General features: G+C 44.3%; 9 protein-coding genes and 1 tRNA gene. 9 read left to right on the top strand and 1 reads right to left on the bottom strand.

From position 1 onward, the window contains the following. The first annotated feature begins 12 nt into the window (after positions 1 to 12). The 7 genes from QUA03_RS20055 (at position 13) to cheB (ending at position 13,185) form a co-directional block, all read left to right on the top strand. Positions 13 to 1,779, top strand: coding sequence for a R3H domain-containing nucleic acid-binding protein (locus QUA03_RS20055; protein WP_333214318.1), 1,767 nt, complete (start codon positions 13 to 15; stop codon positions 1,777 to 1,779). A 389-nt stretch (positions 1,780 to 2,168) separates the two neighbouring features. Next, the gene (locus QUA03_RS20050; protein ID WP_333214316.1) at positions 2,169 to 3,845 is read left to right on the top strand and encodes a CheR family methyltransferase; all 1,677 of its coding nucleotides are present in this window, start codon (positions 2,169 to 2,171) and stop codon (positions 3,843 to 3,845) included. A gap of 3 nt (positions 3,846 to 3,848) precedes the next feature. Then, the gene (locus tag QUA03_RS20045; RefSeq protein ID WP_333159887.1) at positions 3,849 to 4,979 is read left to right on the top strand and encodes a chemotaxis protein CheW; all 1,131 of its coding nucleotides are present in this window, start codon (positions 3,849 to 3,851) and stop codon (positions 4,977 to 4,979) included. A gap of 405 nt (positions 4,980 to 5,384) precedes the next feature. Then, entirely contained in the window at positions 5,385 to 6,845 is a 1,461-nt protein-coding gene (locus QUA03_RS20040) for a methyl-accepting chemotaxis protein (protein WP_333214314.1), read from the top strand. A gap of 323 nt (positions 6,846 to 7,168) precedes the next feature. Next, positions 7,169 to 9,052, top strand: a complete 1,884-nt coding sequence (locus tag QUA03_RS20035; RefSeq protein ID WP_333214312.1) for a methyl-accepting chemotaxis protein — start codon at positions 7,169 to 7,171, stop codon at positions 9,050 to 9,052. A 119-nt stretch (positions 9,053 to 9,171) separates the two neighbouring features. Further along, positions 9,172 to 11,667, top strand: coding sequence for a hybrid sensor histidine kinase/response regulator (locus tag QUA03_RS20030; RefSeq protein WP_333214330.1), 2,496 nt, complete (start codon positions 9,172 to 9,174; stop codon positions 11,665 to 11,667). Between the two features lie 432 nt (positions 11,668 to 12,099). Beyond that, entirely contained in the window at positions 12,100 to 13,185 is a 1,086-nt protein-coding gene (cheB, locus tag QUA03_RS20025; RefSeq protein ID WP_333214310.1) for a chemotaxis-specific protein-glutamate methyltransferase CheB, read from the top strand. A 149-nt stretch (positions 13,186 to 13,334) separates the two neighbouring features. Here cheB and QUA03_RS20020 read toward each other — a convergent pair whose 3' ends face one another. Further along, positions 13,335 to 13,721 carry a response regulator gene (locus tag QUA03_RS20020; RefSeq protein WP_015175702.1) on the bottom strand — a complete coding sequence of 129 codons (387 nt, stop codon included), beginning with the start codon at positions 13,719 to 13,721 and terminating at the stop codon, positions 13,335 to 13,337. A 741-nt stretch (positions 13,722 to 14,462) separates the two neighbouring features. Between QUA03_RS20020 and QUA03_RS20015 the strand changes: the two genes are divergently transcribed. After that, on the top strand, positions 14,463 to 17,273 hold the full coding sequence (locus QUA03_RS20015) for a GAF domain-containing protein (protein WP_333214308.1): 2,811 nt from the start codon (positions 14,463 to 14,465) through the stop codon (positions 17,271 to 17,273). 101 nt (positions 17,274 to 17,374) lie between these two features. Then, positions 17,375 to 17,446, top strand: a tRNA-Gln gene (locus QUA03_RS20010). Positions 17,447 to 17,729 lie beyond the last annotated feature (283 nt).

Genomic DNA, 17,729 nt, shown 5'->3' with positions numbered 1-17,729 from the left:
ACATCGAGGCGAATGCAGATTACAGACGACCTCAACAGATTATTAGACATCGTGCCAGATGAGATCCGGCAGCCCTTAGAGCAGCACCCGCAGCGCAACAATCTCATTGAGATTGTCATGGATTTGGGCCGCCAACCTGAAGCTCGTTTTCCATCCTTGGCCGAACCTCTTTCTCAAACACCGGTTTCCAAGGCACACCTCAACTATTGCATCGAGCGAGTCGGCCACTTCGGCGGCGACAATCGAGCCGGTATTGAGCAAACCCTGCACCGAATTAGCGCCCTTCGCAACCGCAGCGGCGAGATTATCGGCTTGACTTTGAGGGTGGGCCGCGCTGTGTTCGGGACGATCGGCATTATCCGCGATTTAGTGGAAACCGGTCAGTCAATTTTGATGCTCGGCCGCCCTGGGGTTGGCAAAACCACGGCCCTGCGCGAAATTGCCCGCGTCCTCGCCGATGACTTGGAAAAACGGGTGGTAATCATCGACACCTCCAACGAAATTGCCGGAGATGGAGATATTCCCCACCCAGCGATCGGTAGAGCTCGCAGAATGCAAGTTTCCCGTCCCGAACTCCAGCACCAAGTCATGATCGAAGCAGTGGAAAACCATATGCCGCAAGTGATCGTGATTGACGAAATCGGCACGGAACTCGAAGCTTTGGCGGCTCGGACGATCGCCGAAAGGGGCGTGCAGTTGGTAGGTACCGCCCACGGGAACCGGATCGAAAACTTGATGAAAAACCCGACTCTGGCAGATTTAATTGGGGGCATCCAAGCGGTGACGCTGGGAGATGACGAAGCAAGACGGCGCGGTTCTCAAAAGACGGTTTTGGAACGCAAAGCACCGCCAACTTTTGAAATTGCCATCGAAATGCTGGAACGGCAGCGCTGGGTAATCCACGAGCGAGTTGCAGATTCGATCGACACTCTGCTGCGGGGACGCGAACCGAGCCAGCAAATCAGAAGCATCAGCGAGACAGGAGAAGTAATTATCGAGCAGGAGTCGGCAACTCCCCCCGCGCGGTTTCCGGGGATGGCAGCTTCCAGCAGCCCGGCTGCTGTCTCGGCAATCCGGCCCGTCACACCGATCTCAGGGTGGCGGAGTGCTGGCAAAATGGTGCCGATGCCCGCTCCCAGCGAGAACTTAGCTGCTAAGAGCGCGCCGGTTGCTGAGACTCGGTATTTCGAGCAACTGCTCGAAGAATCCCTGTCCGTTGAGCCTGTACCTAAGCCTGGACGTTTTTCCCAGAATGTCGGCCCTAACGGCGAAGATTTGCCCCTCCACGTTTATCCTTACGGCATACCTCGCCACCAGCTCGAACAGGTGATTTCGACGCTGAACCTGCCGATACTGCTGACCAAGGATATTGAGAGCGCTGACGTGGTTTTGGCTTTGCGATCGAACGTTCGGAACCAGTCGAAATTGAGGCACTTGGCCAAAACTCGCCAAGTTCCCCTGCACACAATTAAGGCAGGGACTATTCCCCACGTAGCGAGAGCTTTGCGGCGTCTGTTGGACATGGATGACCCCGGCACGCCGGAAGTGGCAGACCTCGCCTTATTCGCCCGCAGCGGTTCTTCTGACGAGCTCGAAGCTCTCGAAGAAACCCGCTTAGCAGTGGAGCAAATTGTCATTCCCAAGGGACAGCCGGTGGAACTCCTGCCTCGTTCTCCCAACGTCCGCAAAATGCAGCACGAACTTGTGGAACACTATCACCTGAAGTCCCACAGTTTTGGGGAAGAACCCAATCGCCGCCTGCGGATATATCCAGCTTAAAGTTGGAGATTAGTGCCTTTGAAGGCAGAAGGTAGAAGGCAGAAGGGATATTCTTTTCCTGGCTTCTACCTTCTGCCTTTTGCCTTTTTCCTTTAAGTAGCTGGCAAGTTTCTGATATGATGTGGTGTAACACTGTTATTGTTAAGGCGATCGGCTAAATTCCCAATTTCTACTTCCAAATTCCCCAATTCCCAATTCCCAATACTTCTACTACACGAGCTTACAAGTTCCCCAATTCCCAATAGTTCAGCTACGCACTTCCCTTCGGCTCCCTGCGGCTTTGCGAACCGACGAGCCGCAGGCTAGCAGCTATGCTCAGCACCAACTCAGCATCAGCTCAGTAAAAGTTGCCACTTCCCAAATTATTAAATTAATCTACCTCAGTGGACATGAATGATTCCATAATTCAGCTATTTATAAACTTAATTACTACTGAGATGGGTGTGCGAATTAGAACCCAAGATCGAGCGGATCTGTCTCATAAAATCATGAGTCGGATGAGAGAAAAAAAAATTGCAGAACCAGAACAATATTATAAACTTTTAACCGCCAAAACTTTTGAAAGTAAAAATGAATGGGCAAAATTAGTATTGCTATTAACAACAACTGAAAGTTATTTTATGCGAGATAAAGGACAGTTTGCTCTGTTAAACAGAGTAATTTTTCCTGAATTGATAGACCAGAAAAGAAACTTGCACAAAACATTGGGAATGCAGCCGACACTGCGAATCTGGAGTGCGGGCTGCTCCACCGGTGAAGAACCTTATTCTTTAGCTATTGTTTTAAAACAATTGATTCCCGATTGGGAGCAATGGAAAATATTAATTTTAGGTACAGACATCAATGAAAAAGTAATCAAAAAAGCGCCCCAGGGAGTTTACAGTCATTGGTCGTTTCGCTTGGTTGAACCGCAGATACAAAAGCAGTATTTTCATCAGAGGCAAAATGATTGGGAAATTAATCTAGAATTGCGCGAAAGTGTCAACTTTAGCTGTGTAAATTTAATCAAAGATGAGTTTCCTAATATTTACCAAAATCTTTATAACATAGACTTAATTTTGTGTAGAAACGTTTTTGTGTATTTTGAACATAAGTATATTTCACTGGTACTGCAAAAATTTTCCAAGACACTGAGACCTGGAGGATATTTAATGACCGGTCACGCTGAAGTTTACGGTCAAATTATGAACGAGTTTGAATCCAAGATTTTCCCGGAGTCAGTGGTGTATCAGCGTCGGGATGCAGTACCGGATGAACGCTGTCAAATAGAGTCTAGGGTTGCGACTTTAGGGGAAGCAAACTCGGCATTTCGGGAATTCCCGAAAGCAGATACTATGGGCGATGATAGTGGTGAGTTGCTAACAGGAGAAACTATGCCACCTAGTTTTACTACTAACAGCAATTTTCCAGAGATAGAGATGCCGCCCGTATTAAAAATAAGTAATCTGCTGGGGAATATGCTGCCATCTCCCTATCTGGAGGACGGCTTACCGAACAATGCCGTGTCAGTTACAGAAAAAATAATAGCAGAAAATACTCAAAATCAAACGCCTCAACTGCTAATTTTAGAGGCTAAAAAATTATTTAAAAATCAAGATTATGCTGAGGCTATCAACAAGGCACAAGAGGCAATAGACTTGCAGGGACATAATTTTGATGCTTATTTTTTAATCGCTCAAGTTCAGGCGAATGCCGGCAATTATTCTCAGGCAATAGAATACTGTAATCGAGCTAGAAAAGTAGAGCCGGGATCAGTATATACTGATTATTTACAAGCTCAAATTGCTGAAGAACAGGGTCAATTAGAAACAGCAAAAAATTTATTAAAGAGGACTATTTATATGTGTCCATCTTTTGTTTCAGCTTATATAGAGCTAGGGAATATATACAATAAAGAAGGCCAAGTAAAAAGAGCTCTTAAAATGTACCATTCATCTTGTGAAATCCTGAAAGCGCTGCCGCCAAACACTCCCATAGATTCACAGGGAAAAATGACAGCTAGTCAAGTGCTGATGAATGTTAAAAAAAAATTGTTAAAATTATACAGTAAAGAAACTGTACACTAAAATATGGAAACTAAACCGTATCTTATCTTTGAACAGAACGGTTTTCTCTGCGGTATAGAAGCCTGCTACGTTCGGGAAATTTTCTTTCTGCCGGAGTTGACAGCAATTGCAGAAGCACCTCAAGATATTGTTGGGGCGATCGACCTTCGCGGCGAAATTCTGCCCGTGATGGATCTGAATCTGCGTTTTGGATACGCTTGGCAGGAGTATTCTGTGACAGATAGTACGATCGTCATAGAGTGGCAAGAATCGAAAGTTGGTATAATTGTCAATCAAGTTCGCGAAGTTAAGGAACTCTCAGAAGAGGCCATCACTCCGCAGCTATCTTACGGACGAGAGAATTCAGAAGCTTCTCATTATTTTGTAGCTGGACTTGCCCGCAGCGAAGCCAATATTATCATGCTGCTGAATCTCGATCACTTAATTCGATATTCTCCCGAAAAGTCAGAGGAAATCCAGCCTGTTTCTCCAAGCAATGCAGGTAGTGAAGCAGCAGCAGGTGAGGCAGAGACGGAAAATTTACACGGGCAAATAAATGCAAAAGTGTTAGGTAAAACTCCTAAAATTTTGAGCAAGCGTCACGTTTTTTGCCCGCAGGCTACCCCAGAAGAAAAAGCAATTTTTCAATCTCGCGCTAATCATTTGAGGCTGCGAGGCGAGGGGGAAAATGATGCTGCAATTAATATGTCCCTGGCGGTTTTTGTTTTGAATAGCGAATACTTTGGTATTCATTTAGATCTAGTCCGCGAATTTACTGATATCAACCAAGTAACTCCGGTTCCTTGCACTCCCGATCGCATAGTGGGAAATATAAACTTACGGGGAGAAATTGTGACGCTAATTGATATTCGCAGTGTTTTAAATATGTCTTTAAATATGTCGGAGACTGCCAATTATCTCTCTAAGGCGATCGTTGTTGAAGTGGCGGATTTGGTCGCTGGTATAGTTGTTGACGAAATATTAGATATTATATACTTAAATGTGTCGGAAATTGCGGCTGTTCCGGCAGCACTGCATTCTGCCAACCGCGAATATCTACGGGGGACAGCTATTTATGGGGAAAAAATGATGGCTATTCTCAACTTGCAAAAACTGCTGACAAAAGGAGGAGTAGTTGTTGATGAAGAGGTTTGAATCCAGAACAGGACTTACGCAAAGTATATCTGTCATGAGTGCAGTGAAGCATCTAGCTGGATACTTGATTTCCTTCGCAATCCCGATCCAACGCAGAGATCAAAACTGGTAACGAGCGGGACTTAGCATGAGAGAATTATCTTGAAATGCGTCCAGGACTAAAGAAGTTAATTATATCACAATACGGTTCAGTTAAGCTCGATCTCCCTAGCCCCCCTTCTAAATGGGGGGACAAACAAGAACTTACTCAAAATCCTCGCAACGATGGGGGGATGCGACGGAGATCTCTGAGGAATAAATAGTTTTAACCCAAGCGTATTGAGTTATACCAAATCCGCTTTTCAAGCGAGATTTAACTAAGCAATCTAATTTGTGTATTCACGTGCTTAAATTAAGGAGAAAAATATGTTTTCTAAGTTAATAAAATTAAATATTAGAAATAGAATGCTGCTGGCCTATGTAGCGCCCGCAACTATATACTTGGGTTTTCCCGTGCTAGTTTATACAACTACTAATCATGTGTTGAATAATTTTGCAGAAGTAGAAAGGATAGAAAATGTGATCAGAGACACAAATGATATGTCCGCAGGTGCTGAACAAATGGTACGGGGAATGCGCGGGTATTTAATTAATAAAAATCCGCAGTTTTTAAATGATTTTAAGACAGGTGGAGAATTAGCTCGTGAGTCGGGAAATAGTGCGGAGTTGAAGATGGAAAATCCTGAACAGAGAATGCGTTTAGAGAAGATGCTAGAACTATGCAACGAATATTATGACGGTTCTAGCGAAATAGTTGCTTTATTACAAAAAAATAATAGAACTGCTGCCTTGGCTCTCTTTAACACCGGAAAACAGACACAATTTGTGGATGAATTTGTGGAAATAAATAAGCAATTTCGCGAAATAGAAGTAAAAGCGATTAAGCAAGCTACAGAAAAAACGAAGCAATCTTTAGTTTTCTTGATCTCAGCATTGGTATTTGGTTCCGTGTTTTTATTGGTGTTAGGTGCGGTTATAGCTTGGCTCATTTCATCAGGAATTGCCCAAACTATCGATCGCGCAATTAGCTCGATCGCCACTTCTTCCACTGAGATTGCAGCCACCGTGGAAGAACAGGAACGCATGGCAAGTCAGCAAGCAGCTTCCGTAAATCAAACTACTACTACAATGGACGAATTGGGAGCCTCTTCCAGGGCGACATCACAGCAGATAGAAACAGCCGTGGTTCAAGCAATGCAAGCTTTGAATTTAGCTGGAGGTGGCACAAAAGCTGTAGAACAAACTTTAGAAGCAATGGCAACTCTGAAAACTAAAGTTCAGGATATCCAAGGACAAATTATAGAGTTGAGCGAACAAACAGATCACATTGGTAATATCTCAAGTGTAGTTAGCGATTTGGCTAATCAAACTAATATGTTAGCACTCAATGCTGCTGTTGAAGCAGTGCGGGCAGGAGAACACGGCAAAGGGTTTGGCGTAGTGGCGTCAGAAATTCGCAAACTTGCCGATCGCAGTAAAAAGTCAGGAGCGCAAATTAATCTATTAGTTGCTGATATTCAAAAAGCGATTAACTCAACGGTAATGGTGACAGACGAAGGAACTAAAACAGTGGAATCGGGCGTGAATATTGCCTCAGAAACCGCAGCGGCATTTGCAGGAGTTGCCAATGCCATTAACAATGTGGTTTTGAGTTCTCAGCAAATTTCGCTGAATGCCAAACAGCAATCGATCGCGATCGAACAGGTAGTGCAAGCTATGAACTCTCTCAATCAAGCCGCAGCCCAAACCGCTTGCGGTATCAGTCAAACTAAAGTCGGTACTCAAAAATTGAATGAAGCAGCCTTAGATTTGAAAGCAGTTTTGTAGGAAAGCAATGAATTATGAGTAGTTCCCCAAAAAGGCTAAATATATCCTTAAGAATTAAAACAATTGCTTTGGCGATAGGCCTCGCTACAATTCCAGCGATATTAACGGGAGTAATAACTTGTTTATGGGCAAATGCCAATAAAAACCTAATATCAAATCAGTCGTGTAGTGAGTTGTGAGTTATTATTAGGGGGTTGTTATTTTTTCTTGACTACCACTTCCCAAATCCCAATACTTCGGCTACCCGATCATACAATTTTCTAGTTCTCTATACTTAGACTATGCGAGCGTACAAGTTACCAGTAACCGATTCCCAGTAACTAATGATTAACAATTTTTTCCAAAAAATGCAGCATCGACTGTTGCTGCTCCTAATTTTAAGTACCTTGATTCCAGTATCTATTGTTGGTTGGTATGGAATTTCTTCTTCAACAGAAGCACTGCAAAATTTAGCATTAATAACCCTTAGTGACAGTGTTAATTCCACCGCCAATCAAATGACTAACAAATTGGAAAATCTGAGAGCCGATATTTTGTTTCTCCGCAAAACTCCCCCAGTTCAGGGAATGATTAGAGCTAGAGAAGGAAATGGATTAGACAAACAAACTAATTCAACTTATAAAGATTGGGTTTATCGAATGCAACTCACATTTTTATCTATGATGGAAGCCAAGCCATATTATATGCAATTGCGTTACATAGATAACAGCGGTAAGGAGATCGTGCGCGTAGATTCTGACGGCACCAATATCAAAGTTATTCCAGATTCTCAACTACAAAATAAAGCAGACACAGATTACTTCTCGGCAACTATGAAGCTAAAATCAGGAGAAGTCTATGTGTCTTCCTTAAATCTGAATAAGGAAAGGGGGAAAATAGAAATTCCTTACAAGCCAACAATTCGCTATGCCACTCCAATTTTTAATCCCAAAGGAGAAAGACAAGGCTTTGTCATTACTAATGCTCTGGGTAGCACTCTACTCGATATGGTTAAAAATTTCAATCCTGAACTATCAGACCAATCTTTTATCTTAAATCAAGATGGGTATTATCTGGCTCATCCCAATCCTAAAAAAGCATGGGGATTTGAACTCAAAACCAAGGAAAATGTCAAAAATGATTATTCAGGAGACCTTGTTGCTAAAATACTCTCAGGTGGCCAGGGAAATATTGATAATAGGGAGCTAGTGATTAGCTATAATACAGTTTTTCCCAGCAAACAAAATACCAATAAGTTTTTAGTGATAGTGGATAGTTCACCCAAAAAACTGCTATTTTATTCCATCGATTCGCTTCAAAAAATAGCAGCGTTGATTGCTATTGTTTCCCTGGCTGTGGTGCTGGGATTTGGCTGGTTTTTTCTCAAACAGATTGTTGCTCTCATTCGGGGGCTGATTTACCAAATATCCTCATTTTCAATGCAAATAGAATCTAATATGAATAGGCAAGAACAAATAGCAGATAGGCAATTTGTTTCGGTCAATCAAACAACTATAACTCTAGAAAATTTGGGCAGATCTTCCCAGCAAACAGCCGAGCAAGCTGAGTCTGTTGCCATTGCCGCTCGCCAAGCTTTAAATCTAGCCGAAGAAGGTACTAAAAAGGTAGATCAAACTCTCAATCAAATGCTGAATCTTAGAGAAGCTGTGGTGGCAATTTCTAAGCAAAATCATCGACTCGACGACAGCACGAGTCAGATTGGCAATATATCGACTCTCGCAAGTTTGGTTAGCGATTTAGCCAGCCAAACTAATATGCTGGCTCTCAACGCCGCTGTTGAAGCAGTCAGAGCCGGCGAGTACGGTAAAGGTTTTGCGGTGGTAGCAAGCGAAATTCGTAAGTTAGCAGATGAAAGCCAACAAGCAGCACAAAAGATTAATGGTATTGTTCCAGAAATTAAGGGCGCGATCGACTCCACGGTGAAAGCAACTGAAGATAGTCGCAAAACGGTTGCAGAAGGGGTGAAAACAGCACAAGATACGGCAGAAGCTTTTACGGGTGTGAGGGAAGCTTGCAATCTGGTGTTTGCTAGCAACCAGCAAATTTCATTTAATGTTAAACAGCAGGCGATAGCAATTCAGCAAGTAGGTGATGCCATGAGTTCTATGAAGGAATCCGCGTCTCAAACAGTCAGCGGTATTACTCAAGTTAAAATTGGTACTCAACAACTCACAGAAGCTGCATTTAATCTTAAAGAAGTAGTGTAGTCATTAGTCATTAGTCATTAGTCATTAGTCATTAGCAATCGACTGAGTATTCAACATTATTATCATTAGCAATTACCCATGAGCCATGCTCAATTACCTATTACTCAATAACATATATGATGATTGAAGATCAAGAACTTCGAGATGTATTTAAAGTCGCTAGTCAAGAACACTTACAGAAACTAGACGACGGATTGCTGTACTTAGAACAATATCCGAGCGATTTAGCTAAGTTAGAACAATTGTTGCGGGAAACCCATTCTCTTAAAGGTGATGCTGGGATGCTGGGAGTAAAAAATGTAGCATCTTTAGCTCATCAAATGGAGCATATTTTGGGAGCTGTCAAACGGGGAGAAACTCAACTGAATTCGGATATTAGCGATCGACTTTTGCAAGGTTTAGACGCCATGCGGAAACTCGTTAACGAAGCCGTTACCGGCGAAGATTCCGGCGTTAATACTTTTTACATCCTCGCTAGCATGATGGGTGCTTCTAGTCAGCCACAGCCACAGGCTGCTGCCTCAATAGTAGATCCCTCATCTTCACAAGTACCAGAACAACCCTTGGTAGAAGCGCAATTTACTGAGCCTTATACCAAAGAACTAGAAACAAATGTTGAAACTTCTGAAGTCCTTAACTTAGAGAAAAATTTCTCTTTTTTACCCCTACAATCCAACCCAGAATTTCTACTGGAAGCTCAAAACTTGCCTGCACCTTCTGGACCCGCCACTGAGTCGGCTTCGCAGTCGGCAGTTACTGCATCCTCAACCTCATCTTACCGCATTGAAACCATTCGCGTTGCTACTCAAAATTTAGACGATTTAATGACTCAAGCAGGGGAACTTACTGTCACAAAAACTCGGCTAGGACACCGAGTTGCAGATATCGAACAAATTACAACTTTGTGGGAAGAGTGGAGCCGAGAATATTTTGTAACGAGCTTGACCGTTGATCGGATGCAGATAGATGAAAACGGTATTAAAGCCAGCGGTAAATTTAGCCAATTGCAGGATTACTATCAACGTACAGAAGAACGTTTAGAACGTCTCGGAACTTTAGTCAACCGCTTGAGAAATCGAGTTTATGAAGATACTGCTAGACTCGAATTAATCACTGAGGCATTAGAATCAGGAATTCGCACTCTGAGACTTCTGCCTTTGTCTACTATTTTTAATTTATTTCCTCGAACTGTTCGAGATTTAGCAAAACGGGAAGGTAAAGAAGTTGCATTAGTGATTGAAGGAGGCGAAACCACAGCAGACAAACGCATTTTAGAAGAAATGAAAGACCCTTTAATGCACATGCTTAGAAATGCGATCGACCACGGCATTGAAACTGTTGAGGAGCGGAAAAAACTAGGTAAACCTCCCGTGGCAACTCTCCGAATTAAAGGCTATAATATTGCTAGCAATATTATTATTGAAGTTGCTGATGATGGTCGGGGACTAAATCTAGAGAGCATTAAACAAACTGCTGTAAAACGCAATATTTGTACGCTTGAACAACTGGCCGAAATGACCGAAAATCAAGTACAATCTTTGATTTTTACTCCGGGTTTTTCGACCAAAAAATTTGTTACCGAAGTATCGGGGCGCGGGGTGGGTTTAGATGTAGTTCGCACTAATGTTGAAGCCCTAAAAGGTAGTATTCAAGTAGAGTCTTTGCCGGGAAAAGGATGCACTTTGAGGCTGCAAATCAGCACGTCTTTAGCTACAGCAAATGTATTAATTGTCACAGTTGAAGACATTCCTTATGGTCTGCCAGTCGAGTTTGTAGACACGGCACAACTGGTGTCTCAGTCTGAGATATTTGCTATAGAAGGTAAGGAAACTATACTTTCAAAGGGTCAGCCTCTGTCAGTTGCTCATCTGACAGATTTACTAGCATTAAACAATAGAAAAGGGTGGCAAAAAAGTCGGTATCTGAGACAGGAAACAGGGAGTGAAATTTCGATAAAAAATCAAAACTACTTCCGAAATTCAAGCTCTGCAAAAATGCCTTGTATTGTTTTGAAAGTTGGGGAGGAAAGATTGGGATTATTTGTAAATGCTTTGATAGACGAACAGGATGTGGTTATGAAACCTCAAAGTCTATTGCTGAAACGGGTGCGAAATGTTTCGGGTGCCACAATTCTCGGTACTGGGGAAGTTTGTATGGTACTCAATCCCCACGATTTGATAAAATCTGTACGCCAGCAAGTTTCGTCCCGTGGGGTTTCTGGTGCGCGATCGCAACTTGAGACAGCCAGCAGAAAACAAGTTATACTATTAGCAGAAGACTCGATCGCCACGCGCACTCAAGAAAAACGCATCCTGGAAGGTGCGGGTTACGAAGTTGTGACTGCGGTAGACGGATTGGATGCTTTCCATAAATTAAAAACTCGCGATTTTGATGCTGTGATTTCTGACATACAAATGCCAAATTTAGACGGTTTGGCACTGACTATTAAGATTCGGGAGCAAAAAGAATACAGTGAGTTGCCGATAATTTTAGTGACATCTTTGGCATCGGATGAAGATAAAAAAAGAGGGGCTGATGCGGGGGCAAATGCTTATATTCCTAAAGGTACTTTCAATCAAGATGTGCTGGTAGAGACACTAAAAAGGTTAGTTTAGTCATTAGTCATTACTCCTTGGTTAGGAGGCATTTGTTATTTACTACCAATTAGCAAGGTTTAATATCCAGTGTCCCGTGCACCATTACCAGTGCATCGATGCCCAATGCCCAATACTTTGACTACGCGGTTACTGAGCGACTCGTGCTGAGCTTAGCCACTCGCCCTGCGCGCCTTGCCCGCTAAGCTTCGCCGAAGGGAAGTAAGTCGAAGGGTAGCACAAGTGCCCTATTCCCCAGGGGGGTTTCATTTTCTTGTAGGGGCAAACCCTCGTGAAGAGCCCCGATGCCTGAAATGCCCATGAAATCATCTGTGGGTGGGGGCTGGCATTCTTAGCACCGCCCCTACAAAAGCCTGATTTTCCGTAGGGGCAATCCCCCCGTGGTTGCCCCGAAACAGCCCCATTTCCCATTCCCCATTCCCCAGCAAACTGATGTTATCGCCCATTAAACTATTGTTAGTTGAAGATTCTCCAGTCGTTACGATCGTCCTCAAACGCATTTTTGAGTCCTCGCCAGACATCCAAGTTGTAGGAACTGCTTGCAACGGATTAGAAGGACTAGAATTAATTCCCAAAGTTCAGCCCCAAGTAATCTGTACGGATTTGAACATGGCACCAATGAACGGGTTAGAATTTACGGAAGAAGTAATGAAGAAATATCCACTACCAATTTTAGTAATTAGTGCTTCAGTGCAAGCGAATGATACTCAGAATGTATTTCAAGTGTTAAAGGCTGGTGCATTGGATGTTTTTCCGAAACCGATTGGCGGGTTGATATCTGACTACGATCGCCTAGCAAATCAATTAATAGCTAAGGTAAAAATCCTCTCAGGAGTTAAAGTATTTACACGGCATCAAAAAAAGACGCCACTAGAAGATAATAATCAAATTTTAAAAATTAACCAAGCACCAGTTCCTAATTACAAATTTTCCAACGAAAATGTTAAATCTTCAACTATTAAAGTATTGGCCATAGGGGCTTCTACGGGGGGACCACAAGCGCTGTACGCGATTATTTCTAAACTTCCGGCTAGTTTTCCAGTGCCTATAATTTGCGTTCAGCACATCAGTGAAGGTTTTTTGCAAGGATTAGTTGATTGGCTGGGTAATGAATCGAAACTGCCTGTTAAAATAGCTTCTTTTGGAGAATTGCCACAAGCAGGAACTGTTTATTTTCCGCCAGAAAAACGTCATTTAGAATTGGATTCTCAAGGGCGATTTATTTATTCAGAAGCTGCTCATGCTGCGGGACACTGCCCTTCTGTAACGGTGACATTTAAGTCGGTAGCTAATTTTTATAGTCGGGCAGCAGCAGGGGTTTTACTGACAGGAATGGGTAGAGATGGTGCTGACGGAATGTTGGCTATCGCCAGAGAAGGGGGGTTGACAATCGCCCAAGACGAGGCTAGCTGCATTGTCTTCGGAATGCCCAAGGAGGCGATCGCCCTTGGTGCCGCCCAATATGTTTTACCTGTCAGTGCGATCGCTCCCCTACTCCTGGCTAAATTAAAAATTTAGGACTTACCTCGCAAATAGTGCAGAATGCCCCGCCCCTCGACTTGTTAAAGAAGTCGAGGATCACAGAACGCGATCGCAACTTTTTAGTTCATTAATTACTCAAATTACTTGATTAATTACTCAAAACTGACTTTTTTCCCTAAGTCCGATTATTTGATTTTAATAAACTTACCAATTACCTCGCGCAACTTATCGGCATCAAACGGCTTAGTTAAATACTCTGTTGCTCCCGCCAAACGCCCCTGTACCTTATCAAATGCTCCATCTCGCGCTGTCAGCATTACGATCGGCAAATTCTGAAACTGAGGCAAGCTCCGCACTGTGCGGCATAGTTCCAATCCGTCAATACCAGGCATCGAAACATCCAGCAACAAAACAGAAATTTGTTCGTGATAAATCGTTGACAAAGCATCCACTGCATTGTCGGTTACGAGAACTCGAAACTCTTTGCTTAAGGCCTGTTTAACAAGTCCTTGCATCACGACGCTATCATCAACTGCCAAAATAGTTGGTACTTGACTGCTACTTGCAGACATATTCTTCTCCCTGTTTATTTATAGTTCTTGAAAATACAAAACATACTTCGTTCAGTTATTTTTTGAGCGTTGCCTCTACCCAATAATTGTCAACTCCCTTGGAGCGTTAGTTGAAACTTTACCCCTGTTTTTTTACCTCAAACTCGAAAAAAGGGATTGGGAGAGTTGTCGATCGGCAATTACAACAGTTGCAAAATGTGCATCCGGGCCCAAAATCCCTAAAAAGTCGAGTTTGAACAACTATTGTTACAAAGTTTAACATCTTACCAATCTTTTGTAATTCATCTCCTAACTGTAGTTGAACTCCTGGTTAAGGCACAGCTCGGTAAAGGACACTGGTATTGTGGCACAAACCCCTGATTTAAATCTACCAGCAAGCCAGCTACCCACGATTAGACAAGTCTGTTAAAATACAATTAAACTGATAAAAAAATTATAGATAAGCAATAGTCATATATTTTGGAAAGCTGCTTCCTCCCAACAGAGGCTCTGAGATTTAGAGAGCCGGAGGTATTCAAAAGCATAGTCAACTGGAAGTATAATTTATATAGTCTTAGATCTGGGGTGCTCTAACTCCCATAACTCAAAATTTTCCATATCGGTCAAGAGGTTAGTCTGAATTCGGCGCAAGCAACCTGCGCTGAAGTTGCGCCCAGAGTCTCCCAGCACAGAATTCATAGCTTGTTTTTCAAGGGAAGTATTGAGAAGGGCGGTTGCCAGCAACTAGACGGGCAGTTACACATGATGAAATCACCCTTGCCTCTTGGTAAAAAAGTGTTCAAGCTCCATAATATTGATTTGTATCAGCTTCTTGGCTCTGATCCAGAGGCTTGCTTGGACAGTTTGGTCGGTTTGGCAGCTCATATAAGCCGAACTCCTATTGCTTTCTTGAGCTTGATTGACGGTAATCGCCACTGGTTGAAGTCGCAGTTAGGTATCGATCGAACTTTGGCTCACCGTTACCTGAATTTTTGCGCTCGGGCCCTGGACCCAACTCCCGAAGAGTTCGCCCAGAGTTCAAACTCAAACTCGGAATTTGACCGGGCAATTTCTTTACAACAACCGCCAGTTGCTCCCGAATTTGCGAGGGAACTCCCTATAAATTCCTTTAAAGAACTGCCTGCCGCCATTGTTCGAGACGCTTCCACAGATATGAGATTTGGCGAGCATCCGCTGATCGTTTTCTACCCCTTCGTGAAATTTTACGCCGGCATCCCAGTCATGACCTCAGAGGGGCAGATGCTGGGAGTGCTATCCGTCATGGACTCGGTGTCGCGAGACTTGACAAAAGAAACGATAGAAGGTCTGCAAGCTTTGAGTCGGCAAGTTGCGAGTTTGGTGGAGCTGCGCTGGCAATTAGTCAAAGCCCAGAAACAGTTGCCAGAGGTAGAAGATATCACCTCGGACAGCCAGAAAATCTCGGAGTTAGTTCCTGGCTCGAACCGATCGAGCTTGTCTGCGGTACATACGCCACAGAGCAGCATGACAACAATATATGGAACAAAAAAGCTCCCGACGCTGGGAGAAACAGGCAAATCTCAATATGTGTGGGAAGCTTCAGCGGGCATCGGGCGCGCGGACGATACTCAACAAACCCGAGAAATCGTTGCCGGCTCCGGCGACACATCCGATCGCCAACTAACGGCAACGTCCCTACAAGAGCGAGCTCGCTTGGGTTCCCTGCAAGCTAAAGTCGGTGCAGCCCTTGGACAAGGCGGGAAAATATCGGTCATCCTCAACCGGTGCACCGAGGCAATGGTAGAGTATCTCGACGCCACAGGGGTGAGCATCTGGACTTTTAACCTGCAGACAGAGCGGTTAGAATTGCAGGCCAATTCAGGACTTAGCAGCCAAGAGTGGGCAAAAGAAATAGAAGATTGGGTACGAACAGAAGCGGGAAAACTCCAAACTGCTCCTGTGTGCCTACTGTCGAACCCGTCTCTGTGCACCATTGCCTATCCGCTGATTGTGGAGGAGCGACTGGTGGGAGTGATGACTCTGTGCAGTAGCGCTTTGGCAAGCGAGGGAGCGCTAGAAGTTCTGGGTTGCATGGCTAACGCCATCGCCGTGGCGATCGATCGCCACGCAGCCCGAGAAGAATTGTTGAGCCGCCGGGAAGGCTTGCTCTTCGGTCTCGCCAGCCAGATGCGGAATTCCCTCGACCTCGACAAAATTTTAGATACGGCTGTCAACGAAATTCGCAGCTTGTTGCAGGTTGACCAGTGCTACTTTTTGTGGTACTCGATCTCGCGAGACGGGCAGCCAAGCTTTGCCATCACCCACGAGGCGGCAAATCCCGAACTGAAAGAGCGGCTCACAGAATACCCGATCGAACAAGTAACCCTGCTGGCCGAGAAAATTTGCCACCGCCAAACGCTCCGGATCGGCGACGCTGCAACAGCACTGTGCATCGAACCGCCCACGCGAGCTTTTTTGAGCAGTATCGGGATTGTTTCTAACCTGCTGCTGCCAGTCAAGACTCGCTCCGGTCAAATGGGTGCTGTAGTTTGTAACCATTACAGCAGCCACCGTTCCTGGGCGACGAGCGAAGTGGAATTGCTGCAAGCGGTGGTGGATCAACTGGCGATCGCGATCGACCAAGCCGAACTCTACGCCCAAACGCGGGCGGCAGCCTTAGCCGCTCAAACTCAAGCCCGCCAACTAACGGAAACTTTGCAGCAGTTGCAGCAGAAAGAAGCTCAGCTCATCCAAAACGAAAAAATGTCCTCTCTTGGTCAAATGGTCGCCGGCGTCGCCCACGAAATTAACAATCCGGTTAATTTTATTTACGGCAACTTGACTTATTGCAAGCAGTACATGAAAAATCTGCTGGATTTGCTGCACTTGTATCAAAAGCATTACCCGGAGCCTTGCCCCGAAATTCTCGACAAAAACGAAGAAATCGATGTTGATTTCCTAGTGCCGGATTTGCTGAAAATTCTCTCTTCAATAGAAATGGGAACTGAACGCATCCGCCAAATTGTCCTGTCTCTGCGGAATTTCGCGCGGCACGACGAAGCCGAGATGAAGCCGGTAGACATTCACGAAGGGATTGACAGCACGCTGCTGATTTTGCAGAGTCGCTTGAAGTCAAACGGGCTAGTGCCAGGAATTGAGGTAATTAAAGACTACGGCGACTTGCCGAAGGTAGAGTGTTATCCCGGACAGCTCAACCAAGTATTTATGAATATTTTGGCGAATGCGATCGACTCTTTGGAAAATCAGCCTCCACCTAAGACGATCAAAATCTCGACGGCGGTAGTGAACCAAGACTCGGAGGCTGATGAGTCAGGAAAGTCGAGGGGTCAAGTTGTGGTGATTCGGATTCAAGACAGCGGGCCCGGATTGCCCGAAAAAGCTAAATGCCATTTGTTTGACCCTTTCTTTACAACGAAACCTGTAGGCAAGGGTACGGGGCTCGGCTTGTCTATCAGCTACCAGATAGTGGTGGAAAAACACGGAGGAAGTTTGAATTGTATCTCGGAACCTGGACAGGGAGCGGATTTCAGGATTGAAATCCCGGTAGCTCGCCCCCCTGCGGTCAAAGCATAAACCTGCGGGCGATCGGTTCCAAAAACATTTTTTAAATTTTATTGTCAAAATGCTTGACAGATTCCCGTGTCTGGGTGTTACTATATTAAATGTTGAGACGTTGGGGCGTCGCCAAGTGGTAAGGCAGCTGGTTTTGGTCCAGCCATTCAGAGGTTCGAATCCTTTCGCCCCAGTTAAATTGTATCCAGTAAATCAATTGTTAAACTCACCGTTTAGAGTTAGCGCTTGGCAGACGAGAGAAAAACGACTTCATTACGACAAACTTAATTAGCACTTGCTCATATCATGTCTGATCGAGTGACCGTGATTAAAAGGGCGGGTTTTTGAGATTGTCAATTATTGGCAGATATTTTTCGTGAACCCGCCCTTACCCTATTAACCCTCTTCTGTCACTCTGGGAAAATAAAAGTGAGAGCCAAATTTTTAACTGTAGATAGAGCGGGGATTTGAGCGTTT

This window comes from Microcoleus sp. S36b_A4, assembly GCF_036700645.1.
GTDB lineage: Bacteria > Cyanobacteriota > Cyanobacteriia > Cyanobacteriales > Microcoleaceae > Microcoleus.
This window is presented reverse-complemented; position numbering and strand designations above follow the sequence as displayed.

What these genes read in the sequence shown, in the direction of transcription:
- QUA03_RS20050 (WP_333214316.1), top strand. Translation starts at nt 2,169, where the DNA reads ATGAATGATTCCATAATTCAGCTATTTATAAACTTAATTACTACTGAG.
- QUA03_RS20040 (WP_333214314.1), top strand. Translation starts at nt 5,385, where the DNA reads ATGTTTTCTAAGTTAATAAAATTAAATATTAGAAATAGAATGCTGCTG.
- cheB (WP_333214310.1), top strand. Translation starts at nt 12,100, where the DNA reads ATGTTATCGCCCATTAAACTATTGTTAGTTGAAGATTCTCCAGTCGTT.
- QUA03_RS20045 (WP_333159887.1), top strand. Translation starts at nt 3,849, where the DNA reads ATGGAAACTAAACCGTATCTTATCTTTGAACAGAACGGTTTTCTCTGC.
- QUA03_RS20030 (WP_333214330.1), top strand. Translation starts at nt 9,172, where the DNA reads ATGATTGAAGATCAAGAACTTCGAGATGTATTTAAAGTCGCTAGTCAA.
- QUA03_RS20015 (WP_333214308.1), top strand. Translation starts at nt 14,463, where the DNA reads ATGATGAAATCACCCTTGCCTCTTGGTAAAAAAGTGTTCAAGCTCCAT.
- QUA03_RS20055 (WP_333214318.1), top strand. Translation starts at nt 13, where the DNA reads ATGCAGATTACAGACGACCTCAACAGATTATTAGACATCGTGCCAGAT.
- QUA03_RS20035 (WP_333214312.1), top strand. Translation starts at nt 7,169, where the DNA reads ATGATTAACAATTTTTTCCAAAAAATGCAGCATCGACTGTTGCTGCTC.
- QUA03_RS20020 (WP_015175702.1), bottom strand. Translation starts at nt 13,721, where the DNA reads ATGTCTGCAAGTAGCAGTCAAGTACCAACTATTTTGGCAGTTGATGAT.